The sequence below is a fragment of the Vicinamibacteria bacterium genome (genome assembly GCA_035620555.1).
Classification (GTDB): domain Bacteria; phylum Acidobacteriota; class Vicinamibacteria; order Marinacidobacterales; family SMYC01; genus DASPGQ01.
In genome coordinates, this window is record DASPGQ010000424.1 from 1 (window position 1) to 11732 (window position 11732).

The window sequence follows — 11732 nt, forward strand, 5'->3', positions numbered from 1 at the left end:
ATGTCGTCGATACGGCCAGGACACGATCAATCCTCACGAGATATCCGAGGGCAACCGTCGTTCCGGTCGAACGCTACAGTGAAGTCTTCAACCGCACCCGACAGAGCTTCCGACTCCAGAAACGACGTCCATCACTGATACTCGCCCGCAAGCAGGGAAACCTGGTGATGGAAGCGCCTTACGGAATCGGGGGCCAGCACAACTTCTACTTCTCGCACGTTTTGAACTGCCTGTATGACTGCCGCTATTGTTTCCTTCAGGGCATGTTCCGCTCGGCCCACTACGTCGTCTTCGTCAATTACGAAGAATTTCGAGAAGCCATCCAGGACACGGCAGCGTCCTGGCCCGAAGACGACGTGTATTTCTTTTCCGGCTACGATGGCGACAGCCTCGCCCTCGATCGCATCACCGGTTTCCTCGATTCCTTCTTGACGTTTTTCGCCTCCCGGCCTCGCCTCGTGCTCGAGCTCAGAACCAAGAGCGTCGCGATTCGCCCGCTACTCCGGCGCGAGCCATTCGAGAATTGCATCGTGGCCTTCAGCTTCACGCCCGAAGAGATTCGAAGCCTCCTCGAAGAGGGCGTGCCTAAGGTGGCGGATCGCGTCGCCGCGATGCGACGGCTCGCCGAACGCGGCTGGAGGCTGGGCCTTCGGTTCGACCCGCTCGTGCTGTATCCCCGGTACCGGGACGGCTACCGCGAGCTGTTCGAGGACGTTCTCGATGCCGTCCCGCAACGCGCCATCCACTCCGTCGGCCTCGGTGCCTTTCGGCTACCGAAGGATTTCTACGAGCGCATGGTGCGTCTGTATCCCGAGGAGCGGCTGTTCGCGGGCCCCCTCGAAGAGAGAGCGGGAATGGTGACGTACGCGTCGGGGCTCGAAGAAGAGCTGCGAGGTTACTGCCGCGGGGAGCTCGAACGGCGGGTGCCGGCATCTATGCTCTTCGAGTACTGAGCCGGTGTCCGGAAACGAGCAAATACCTGTCTGATGCCGTACAGGATCTTTACAGCTTCCCCGATTAATCTCATGTTAACTCGTTGGACAGAAGCAACTTACGTTTCCAGCTTCACTGGCATGCGGCTTGCGTATTGGATTCGGCATTATGGGAAAGGTCGGCTGGATCACGATCGCGATGGCACTCCTCCTACCGGGTCTAGCGGGCGCGAACTTCGAGTGCCCCCGTTGTGACGACGTCACCGGACCTCTCGGCGTCGGCGCCGTGGTCGAACTTGCCCTGTCCACTTTGCTTCAGAAGGGTCTCGGCATCCTCCTGTTCGGCGGCCTCGCCGTCGCCGCGCTTCCGTGGACGATCGCGGCCCTCGCCGTCGCCGTGATGAATTTACCGAGCAAGCTCAGAATCGGCTGAACGCAACGGATTTGGCGAGCGCCCTCGTGGACGAACTCCACGAGAACCCGCAGCCGCCACCTACCAAACCTCTTGAGCCCCAATCCAACTCCTCGGACTCGTAGTCTTTGGGGATACGTTTTACCCGCTTATCCAGGTCGTACCTTCTTTGCACGGTGCAAACGGGTGTCACGATGAGCCTACCCCTGCTCCCCACCACCTTGACGGTGTCCCCCACATCGATGTCGGCCTCGTAAAGTAGCTCCTTGCTCAGACGAATGCCTTGACTGTTTCCCCACTTCTGGACCTTGGTGATCACGGTTTTCACACCCTGGCTATCCAAAGCATAACCCGAGGTTCTCCGCAAGGACAGTCGAGCACCAAAACCCTCTGGATCAAATTGTCCATCGTTTACTTTGGACTGGGTTCCTTGACACCCTTACCCTGACGCCCTTGACGCACGACGCCCGGTACTGATAGCATAAGACCAGGATGGGAAATCAAATCGTGGAGCGCTCGCCGTTCGTTGAGAAAGTGGCCAGGCAATTGCGGCATGCACTCACCAATCTAGCGGAAAGCTATGCGGAACGGGGCCGTTCCCTCGAAGACCTGGGCACGGCCGAGGAAATTGCCAATCGTATGTTGGCCACAGTTCCTGCGCCGTCCGACTGGGACGACCTGCTCGGGCCCTTCTATTCCACTTCGAGGGTCGCGAAGCTTCTGGGGGATATCTCTCGGCAGGCAATTGCCGAGCGAAGGGAACGGCGTACCCTTCTCGGGCTACGTACCGAGGACGGCAGCTACGTCTACCCCACCTTTCAGTTCGACGCGCATAATGATGTGCTCTCCGGGCTGGCGGAGGTGCTTCAGTGTTTCGACCCCAAGGACGTCGATGAGTGGACCGTAGCTGGGTGGCTGGTGGCGTCGCAGCGATCGCTCGGTGGTCGGTCGGTCATTGAGGCCCTGGCATCGAGGGGGCCGCGTCAAGACGTGGTTGAGCTTGCGCGCGCTCAAGCAGCACGCTTCGCGCAGTGACCCATTCTCGGCAGCGCCTCTCTCTAGGAAATCCGCCCGAGGAGATCTCCCGGCTCGAACGTTTTCCCTGGCGAACTCTCGGGCCGGACAGCAATCTCTGGCGCGTTGTGCGACGTGGACGGGAACCGTGGTGGTTCTCGAGCTCCATGGATGGACGATTCGACCTTCCCGCTCCCGAAGGGACCTGTTATCTGGCGATGGACGCATTGGGGGCGATGCTCGAGCTCATTGGACCGGAAATGAGCAGCGGTGCCGTATCAAAGACATTCCTGGATGACCGTCGCTTGAGACGACTCTCCGTCCCGCGCCCCCATCGACTGGCGAATCTCGCAGATCGACGAGCGACCGGGTTCGGCGTCACCGCAGAGATACACACGGTCGTGCCCTATGAGATGCCTCAGGCGTGGGCTGCCGCCCTGAGGCGAGTGGGCGCTCACGGCGTACGCTACCAGCTCCGGCACGATCCGTCCGTCAAAGGGGTTGGTATCGGCTTGTTCGGGAAAGCAGGTCTGCGACCGGGCTGGAAGCGTGGGCGCGAGCTCGTCATTGATGAGTCCCTTCGAAAGATGCTAGGTGATGCGTGCGGCATACGCGTTCTGCCAACTCCGCGTGTTTCCCAACTCCGGGTGATCGATTCCTAATCACGATCGCAGATTCTTTCGAAACGACCGGACGCTATCGAAGTTCTCGAACGTGGTCGCTTCGAGGACTTCTGAGAGTGTGTCGGGCAGACCGTCGAGTGGCTTGATCCCAGTTTGTCACCCACAATCGTGACGTGCACATTTGACTGGCTCGACCGTCGTTCGTGGGCCATCGCCGCACCGAGCCGCGAGCCTGATAGAATCTCCGCCCTCGAGGAGGAGGCATGACCTCGCATCGGACACTCGTCTTGGCTGTATCGATTCACGCGATCACGACCGCCGCCGCCGCCAACGAGCGCGGTCCTTTCGATGGGCTCCGGTTCCGCGAGATCGGACCGGCCACGCCCGCGGGACGGATCGACGACTTCGCGGTGCTGGAGTCGAATCCCTTCGTGTTCTACGTCGCTACGGCGACGGGCGGGTTATGGAAGACCACGAACAACGGCACGACCTTCGAGACGCTCTTCGATAACGAGACGACGTCCTCCATCGGGGACGTCGCCATCGCAGCTTACGATCCCAATCTCGTCTGGGTGGGAACGGGCGAGAACAACAACCGCCAGAGCTCATCCTGGGGCGATGGGATCTACAAGTCGACCGACGGAGGCAAGACCTGGACGAACATGGGTCTCACCACTTCACGTCACATCGCTCGGATCGTCATCGATCCGACAGATTCGGACATCGTCTATGTCGCTGCGCTCGGAAGCCTGTGGGGCGCGGGAGGCGAGAGAGGCGTCTACAAGACGACCGACGGGGGAGCGAGCTTCGAGCGGGTTCTCCACGTCGACGACGACACGGGCGCCACGGAGCTCGTCATGGATCCGAGAAACCCCAAAGTGCTCTACGCGGCAACTTATCAGAGACGGCGTGCAACTTGGGGATTCAACGGCGGCGGTCCGGGAAGCGCGATTCACAAGACGACCGACGGGGGTCGAAGCTGGGACAAGCTCACCGAGGGCCTTCCCGAAGGGCCCATGGGTCGCATCGGTCTCGACATCTACCGCAAGAACCCGAATGTCCTCTACGCCCGAATCGAGCATCCGGAGGCGGGTGGCGTCTATCGTACCGACGACGCCGGGGCGAGCTGGTCCAAGCTCTCTTCGCTCAACCCGCGGCCGATGTACTTCAGTCAGATCCGGATCGATCCCATCGATGATTCGCGCATCTACGTCCTCGGGACGCGGCTCCACGTCTCCGATGACGGGGGCCGGACGTTCCACGACGAGGGCGCCGCGCGCATTCACGTCGACTTTCATGCGATGTGGATCAATCCCGCGAATCCGGACCACGTCCTTCTCGGTGGCGACGGGGGGGTCGGCATCTCCTACGACCGGAGCGAGACTTATGTCTGGCTGGACAACATGCCGCTCGGCCAGTTCTATCACGTGAGCTACGACATGAACGCGCCCTACTTCGTCTGCGGCGGTCTGCAGGACAACAACACCTGGTGCGGCCCGAGCCAGGTGCGAAGCCGCGACGGGATCGCCAATGACGACTGGTTCATCATCGGAGGCGGAGACGGCTTCGTCGCGCTCGCCGACCCGGACAACCCACGCGTCCTGTACGCCGAGTCCCAGAACGGGCGCATGAACCGCGTGGACCGCGTGACCAACGAACGGCAGTCGATCCGACCCGAGCCCGAAGAGGGCGAGCCCGAGCTTCGCTGGAACTGGGACACGCCGATGCTGCTCTCGCCCCACGATCCGGCGACGATCTTCGTCGCCGCCAACAAGGTATTCCGGTCGGAGAATCGCGGCCACCTCTGGGCAGCGATCAGCCCCGATCTCACGACGAACGCCGACCGGGACGAGATCGAGCTGATGGGTATCCATGGCAAGGACATCACGATTGCGAAGAACGACGGCGTCTCGGATTACTCCACGCTCGTAACTTTCGCGGAGTCGGAGATCCAGGAAGGACTCTACTGGGCGGGCTCGGACGATGGTCTCGTGCACGTCTCGGCGGATTCGGGTGTCAACTGGACCAACGTCACGAAAAACGTTCCCGGTTTGCCGCTGGGCACCTACGTATCGCGCCTGGCTCCGTCACGATTCGAGGCGAATCGTGTCTACGCGGCTTTCGATGGCCATCGCCTGGACGATTTCGACGCTCATGTCTACGTCAGCGACGATCTCGGAAAGAGCTGGCGAACGATCGCCTCGGGCCTTCCCGAGGGCGAGGTCGCCCGCACCCTCACCGAAGATCTGAAGAATCCTGACGTTCTGTACCTGGGAACCGAACGAGGTGTCTACGTGAGCGTGGACCGCGGGCGGGAGTGGCATCGCGTCGAGGCGAACCTCCCCACCGTGCCCATCTACGAGATCGCACTCCACCCGCGGGAGAACGACATGATCCTCGCGACCCATGGTCGGAGCCTCTGGATTCTCGACGACCTCACACCCTTTCAGGACTACACCGAGGCCGCTGCATCGAAAGCCTACGTCTTCTCGGCGCCCCCCGCGGTGCAGCAGAATCCCGCCGGCGATCGGATGCGTGACTTCGAAGGCGATCAACAGTTCCTGGGCGAGAACCCCGGGGCCGGTCGGCTCACGTATCGACTTTCTGCCGACGCCAAAGAGGTTGCGATCGAGATCCGGGATACGCCGGGAACGGTCATCCGGAAGCTCGACGTCGAGAAAACGGCCGGCATCCACCACGTGAGCTGGGACCTGCGCCTCGCACCGCTCCCCGAGGTGAAGGGTCAACCCGACCGAAGCGGGTTCGGACCCCGATACGACAGCCCCTTCGTTTCGCCGGGTACGTACCAAGCGCATCTGGTCGTGGACGGCAAGGAAGCAGCGAACACCGCGCTCGAAGTGAGCGGGGACCCCGATATCGCCATCAGCGGCGAGCAACGGCGCGCCTACGACGAAGCGGCACGCCGCGCCTACGAGCTCAACCGCAAAGCCAACGAAGCCGCCAGCAGCCTCGTCGATCTTCACGAGCAGTTATCCAAAGTGAAGGAGGCGCTCGCGGAGCAGGAGCTCGCGGAGATCACGGAATTGTCGATCAAAGTGGAGGACTTGCGAAGGCGCTTCGGTGTGGGACGGCGCGAACCGGGGCCACCTCCGGAAGACGATGTACGGGGCGACATCTCCGGGCTGCGCCGCAGCATCCTCGGTGCGACAGCGGCTCCAACCGAAGCACAGACCCGACTCATGCGAAAGCTCGAGACAGACCTCGAAACCGCGATTCGCGATCTCAACGACACGATTGCCACGGCCTCCGATCTGTATCGCGATCTCGCGTCCCGGGGCCTGTACCCCGTGGCGCCGAAGCCCCTGGGATAGTTCGCTTTCGAATCGGAAAGCCGGGGCGATTGAGCTCGGCCGGGCTCATGTGCTAACGTGTTTTTGTACATCTAATCCCCACGCTCATTCATAGTCGATTCTAAGGTGCGGCGTTCCGCGGGTCGGATCGTCGGGGGCGGTCAGCAGCGTCGACGAAGGAGCAGGGCAGATGAACCCGAAACTCGCGCGGCGCACCCTCCTGGGTGCTGCCACGGCTTTCCTTGCGCTGGCATCGGGTCTCGCTTGTCTTTCCCGAGTGAGTTCAAAGAGCGCCTACACCCCCTCACCCACGGAGCGATTCCGACTCGCCGGCAAGAGGGCAAAAGGCGGCGCCATGCCTCCCCGGTTCGATCAACCCGGTGAAGCCCTGAGCTATTACGTTCAGAAGCGAGCGCCGGTCGGCACGAGGACGATTCCCATTTCACGATACTTCACCGCCCGCGACCACATACGCGCGATGCCCCGGCACTCGACCGCCCTCGATATCCTGCTTCCTTCGGAAAACGCCGAGGGAGCGGCTCCCAGTGTTTCCGCCCTGAGTCTCGACACCTGGGAGGAGCTCGGACCGGGAAACGTCGGGGGGCGAACGCGCTCGATTCTCATCGATCCGTCCGCCCCTAACATCATGTATGCGGCGGGCGTTTCCGGCGGGATCTGGAAGACGGTGGACGGCGGCGCGAATTGGGCTCCACTCGACGACTTCCTTCCGAACCTCGCCGTGAGCACGATGGCCATGGATCCCGACGACGCGAACGTCCTCTATGCCGGCACCGGAGAAGGCTTCTTCAACATCGACGCCGTGCGCGGAGCCGGGGTCTTCAAGAGCGTCAACGGGGGCGCATCATGGTCACAGCTGGCCGCAACGAGCACGAATCCCGATTTCTACTACGTGAACGACCTCATCGTCAGTCCCAACGATTCGGCGCGCGTCTATGCCGCGACCGGCACCGGAGTCTTCCGATCCAGCAATGGTGGTACGAGCTGGACCCAGGTTCTCAGCGCGACCGTCGCTGGAGGTTGCCTCGACCTCGCGCAACGAACGGATACTCCCACCGACGTCGTGTTCGCCTCCTGCGGCACTTTGGAGACGGCGACGGTCTATCGCAACGACGACGCGGGAGGAACCGGCGTTTGGACCAGCAAGCTGAGCGAGCCGGAGATGGGACGCACGTCGCTCGCCATCGCGCCGTCGAACCAGGACGTCGTCTACGCGCTCTCTGCGAGCCTCGACTCCACGGGGTTCTTCACCCACGGGCTTCACGCGGTGTTTCGATCCGCGGACGGCGGGAACAGCTGGACGACCCAGGTGAGCAACCAGGATCTCTTCGTGGATGCCATCAACCTCATGCTCCTGACGAACCCGGCGGTCGCCTTCGGCTGTTTCGGACCTATCGCGTTCTATCACCAGGGGTGGTACGACAACGTGATCGCGGTCGATCCGACGGATCCCGACGTGGTCTGGGCGGGCGGCATCGACCTTTTTCGCTCCGAGGACGGAGGGGTGAATTGGGGCCTGGCGTCCCACTGGTGGGCGGATCCGTCGCTTCCCCAATATGCGCACGCGGACCATCACGCCATCGTGTTTCACCCAGCCTACGATGGGACGACGAACACGACGCTCTTCGTCGGAAACGATGGTGGGGTCTTTCGGACCGACAACGCGACGGCCGGAACGGTCGTGACGAGCGACGATGGCTGCGATCCCACGCTCGGAGCGGTGGCCTGGACGGCGCTCAACAACCACTACGGGGTCACGCAGTTCTACCACGGCACGCCCTATCCGGACGGGTCGACGTTCTTCGGAGGGACCCAGGACAACGGGACCGTTCGCGGCAGTGATGCCGCGGGGCCCAACGACTGGGGGACGATCTGGGGCGGGGACGGCGGCTATGTGGCGGTCGACCCGGACGACACGAACGTCCTGTACATCGAGAACACCGGTTTGTCGCTCCACAAGTCGATCGATGGAGGGTCGACTTTTCAGCCGGCGACGAACGGGATCGTGGATACCGGGCTCTTCATCGCCCCCTTCACGATGGATCCCTCCGATTCCGAGCGCCTGTGGACGGGCGGGGTCGTGATGTGGCGGACCACCGACGCGGCAGAGAGCTGGACTGACGCGAGCACCTTCGTCGAGCTCGGAAATCCCCTGTTCTGCCAAGGTCTCGTCAGCGCGATTGCCGTTTCTCCCGCCGATCCGAATCGCGTGCTGGCGGGCACCGATTGCGGGCACATCCACCGAACCGACGTCGGTTTGAGCTCGGGAGGAACGACGGACTGGCCTTGGACTCTTCCTCGGGACGGATGGGTCTCGTCGCTCGCGTTTCATCCGAGCAACCCCGATATCGCCTTCGCAACCTACTCGACGTTCGGAGGCACTCACGTCTGGACGACCATCAACGGTGGCGCGAACTGGAGCGGGCTCGACGGGTCGGGAATGACCGGCCTTCCCGACATTCCGGTCCACAGCATCGTCGTCGATCCTCTGGTCGAGCCGGTTGGCACGCGTCTGTACGTGGGTACGGATCTCGGCGTTTTCGCGTCGACCGACGGGGGCGCAACCTGGGCGGTCGAGAACACCGGATTCGCGAACGTCGTGACCGAAACGCTCGCTCTCGACGCATCGCTGGGACACTTGTTCGCCTTCACGCACGGAAGAGGCGTGTGGCGAGTCGATATCACCGGCCAGACGGTTCCGCTTCCGAGGGACCCGACGCCTCCCAACGGTGCAGTCGGGGTCTCGACGACACCGATCTTGTCCTGGGTCGGTGGAGCCGCGGGGGTGACGCACGACGTCTACTTCGGTACGACGACGAATCCGCCGCTGGTATCGAGCGGCCAAGCTCCGACCAACTACGCTCCGGGCACGCTGCAGCCGGGTACGACCTACTACTGGCGGGTCGTGGCGACAGCCGGCATCCAGATGTTCGAGGGCGATCTCTGGAAATTCACGACCGGCTGTGTTTCCGGATGCGCTTCCGTGAGCATCGGTTCCCTTTCGCCGGACCAAATCGGCGCGGGGGAATCGAGCTTCGTGCTCACGGTGAATGGAGCGAGCTTTGCCGCTCCGTCCGTCGTTCGGTGGAACGGCTCCCCTCGCCCCACGACTTACGTCAGTGCTACCGTGCTCGAGGCCACGATTCCATCCACAGACGTCGTCTCACCCGGCCTCGCGAATATCACGGTTTCCAACGAATCGTTTGGAGGAGGCGTTTCCAACACGTTGTTCTTCCGCGTCAACGACAGCCTCGTCGATCTGCTTCACGCTGATTTCGAGAGCGGCCCCGAAGGCTTCGTCGCGAGCATTCTTCTCGACAAGCCGGACGGCACTCTCATCTGGCAGCTGACCACGAACCGTGGAGGCAACGGCGGCCATTCGGCGAGCACGGCGTTCTATTTCGGTGACCCCGCCGATTTCGATTACGTGGCGGGCCCGGGACAGTTCGGGCCTCCCGAAGGAGCGATGCTGGTTTCACCGCCGGTTCCGCTCGGCCCGAACCCCCTTTCGCTTTCCTTCAACTACTTTCTCGAGACGGAAGGGCTCGCCCCCATCGCCGACATTGCCTCGGTAGAAATTTCTTCCGGAGGGCCTTTCACCACGCTCGCCGACAACGGGTTTCCAGGCCTCGCCGTCGGAGGGTTGAGCGATCCCACGACCGGCTGGCAATCGAAGGGGCTGGACCTGTCCTCTTATGCCAATCAGACGGTCACGATCCGTTTCGTGTTCGACACATTGGATGGGCTGGACAACCTTCATGAAGGCTGGTACGTCGACGACGTCGTGATCCAAGCGACCGGAAGCTCGACAGCGCCCTTCGTCGATCTGGTCCTGAGCAATGCCGTCGTGACGACGACCGAGCTCTTCGAAGCCTCCAACAGCATCACCGCCGGACCCAGCTTCGCCACCGAGTTTGCCGGAGCGGTGACGTTCCACGCCGGGAATGCCATCGTGCTCGCAAACGGCTTCTCCGTCGGCCCGGGAGCGACGTTCACCGCCGAGCTCGGCCCGCTGAATTAGCTCGAAGCTCCGCCGACGCTCGCGGAAGCCCGAACGATCTTGCCTCGCAAGGCGCTCCGAGCGAAGCCGCCTTTGATCTAGACGCTACGATACGGTATAGCCTTCTTACGGCCGTGGCAGCCTGGAGGCGGTTAACGTCGCGAGAAAGCGGGTTCAACCGTGAGGTTGCGTCGCACCTCGTGTCCGAGTACCTGGGAAGAGTACCGAGTCCAGGCCAAACGACTTCGGGGGCTCGCTGATGGATCGTTCCCGGCACCTGCTGTTCTCGACCGCTCTGGTGTGGTGCTGCCTTTTGGGGAGCGCGCGGGCGCAATGGTACCGTGCCGAGTTGATCACGGAGCACGGCGAGCGAATTCCCTTCTTCCTTCAGCTTCCCGAGAATTGCGAGACGGCCACGGCGACGATCGTGAACGGACAGGAATCGATCCCGACTTCCTGCGAGCGAGACGAGAGCGGTTTCACTCTCGATTTTCCCGTCTACGAGACCCGGATCGAGGCGCGGTTCGTCGAGAATGGCGATGGGGCGGCGGTCGGAACATGGAGTCACTTCATCCCTACTGTCGGAAAAGGGTCCACAAAGTTCGAGGCGCGCCCGGTTGCGGAGCCGGATCCGCGGACTCGTTTCGCCATTGGCTCCGACGAGGCCCGTGAACCTCCCGTCGACGTTTCCGGTATCTGGCGCTTCGAGTTCGACCTCTACGATCTCGCCAAGGGCGTGTTCCACCAAGAGTTCACTTCGGTCGTGACCGGGACGATCGAAGTCCCCTCCGAGTACGGAGATATGCGATTCCTCGCTGGCAATGTGTTCGGAAGACGCATGGTTCTGTCGACGTTCGACGGCCGCCATGCCTTTCTCCTCGAAGGACGTGTCGGCCCCGACGGCACGATGCACGGAGAGTGGGTTCTCGACAGCAGGTATTGGGATCCTTTTGTCGCCGAACGGGCCGACGACGTCGAGCTTCCCGACCCTCTGGAACGCGTGCGGGTGACGAGCACCGAGACGCGCCTCGAGCTCGAGCACCTTCGCAGCCCGAAATATGTCGGAAAACCAGTCATCGTGGAGATCTTCGGGACGTGGTGTCCCAATTGCAACGATCTCGCGCCGGTGCTCGTGGAGCTCCATCGCAAGCACCGTTCAGAAGGCCTGGAGATCGTCGGCCTCGCCTTCGAGTTCGAAGGTGACGAAACCGCCAACGAACGACGGGTGCTTCGCTTCCAGGAAAAGCACGGCGCCGAATGGGACATCGTGATCGCCGAGCAGAGTTTCGAGGAGCTGGTCAGAGACGGGCTCGGCGGGCTCACCCCTATCGAAGGGGTCCCGGTCACGGTCTTCATTAATCGCGACGGGACCATCCACGCCGTCTACGCAGGGTTCTCGGGTCCGGCCACCGGTGACGCTCA

8 protein-coding genes are annotated in these 11732 nt (G+C 62.4%); 7 read left to right on the forward strand and 1 reads right to left on the reverse strand.

What is annotated here, in order from left to right; translation table 11 throughout:
- Nucleotides 1-953 (forward strand): DNA photolyase (locus VEK15_17395; GenBank protein ID HXV62479.1); only part of this gene is annotated, 953 nt, incomplete at its 5' end.
- A 148-nt stretch (nucleotides 954-1101) separates the two neighbouring features.
- On the forward strand, nucleotides 1102-1365 hold the full coding sequence (locus VEK15_17400; protein HXV62480.1) for a hypothetical protein: 264 nt from the start codon (nucleotides 1102-1104) through the stop codon (nucleotides 1363-1365).
- On the opposite strand, the gene VEK15_17405 is transcribed toward VEK15_17400, so the two are convergent.
- Complete coding sequence (locus tag VEK15_17405; protein HXV62481.1) at nucleotides 1352-1672, reverse strand: transcriptional regulator/antitoxin, MazE; 321 nt, start codon at nucleotides 1670-1672, stop codon at nucleotides 1352-1354. The genes VEK15_17400 and VEK15_17405 overlap by 14 nt on opposite strands.
- 164 nt (nucleotides 1673-1836) lie before the next feature.
- Here VEK15_17405 and VEK15_17410 point away from each other — a divergent pair, with 164 nt between their 5' ends.
- The 5 genes from VEK15_17410 to VEK15_17430 all read left to right on the forward strand — a co-directional run.
- Nucleotides 1837-2379, forward strand: a complete 543-nt coding sequence (locus VEK15_17410; protein HXV62482.1) for a hypothetical protein — start codon at nucleotides 1837-1839, stop codon at nucleotides 2377-2379.
- A gap of 107 nt (nucleotides 2380-2486) precedes the next feature.
- Nucleotides 2487-3020, forward strand: a complete 534-nt coding sequence (locus VEK15_17415) for an RES family NAD+ phosphorylase (GenBank protein HXV62483.1) — start codon at nucleotides 2487-2489, stop codon at nucleotides 3018-3020.
- Between the two features lie 224 nt (nucleotides 3021-3244).
- Nucleotides 3245-6313: a hypothetical protein gene (locus VEK15_17420; protein ID HXV62484.1), complete on the forward strand. Its 3069-nt coding sequence runs from the start codon at nucleotides 3245-3247 to the stop codon at nucleotides 6311-6313.
- 169 nt (nucleotides 6314-6482) lie between these two features.
- Nucleotides 6483-10331: a hypothetical protein gene (locus tag VEK15_17425; GenBank protein ID HXV62485.1), complete on the forward strand. Its 3849-nt coding sequence runs from the start codon at nucleotides 6483-6485 to the stop codon at nucleotides 10329-10331.
- Nucleotides 10332-10569: 238 nt separating this feature from the next.
- Nucleotides 10570-11732, forward strand: a 1163-nt coding sequence (locus tag VEK15_17430) for a TlpA disulfide reductase family protein (GenBank protein HXV62486.1), incomplete at its 3' end; no start/stop codon positions are given.

What these genes read in the sequence shown, in the direction of transcription:
- VEK15_17400 (HXV62480.1), top strand. Translation starts at nt 1,102, where the DNA reads ATGGGAAAGGTCGGCTGGATCACGATCGCGATGGCACTCCTCCTACCG.
- VEK15_17420 (HXV62484.1), top strand. Translation starts at nt 3,245, where the DNA reads ATGACCTCGCATCGGACACTCGTCTTGGCTGTATCGATTCACGCGATC.
- VEK15_17410 (HXV62482.1), top strand. Translation starts at nt 1,837, where the DNA reads ATGGGAAATCAAATCGTGGAGCGCTCGCCGTTCGTTGAGAAAGTGGCC.
- VEK15_17425 (HXV62485.1), top strand. Translation starts at nt 6,483, where the DNA reads ATGAACCCGAAACTCGCGCGGCGCACCCTCCTGGGTGCTGCCACGGCT.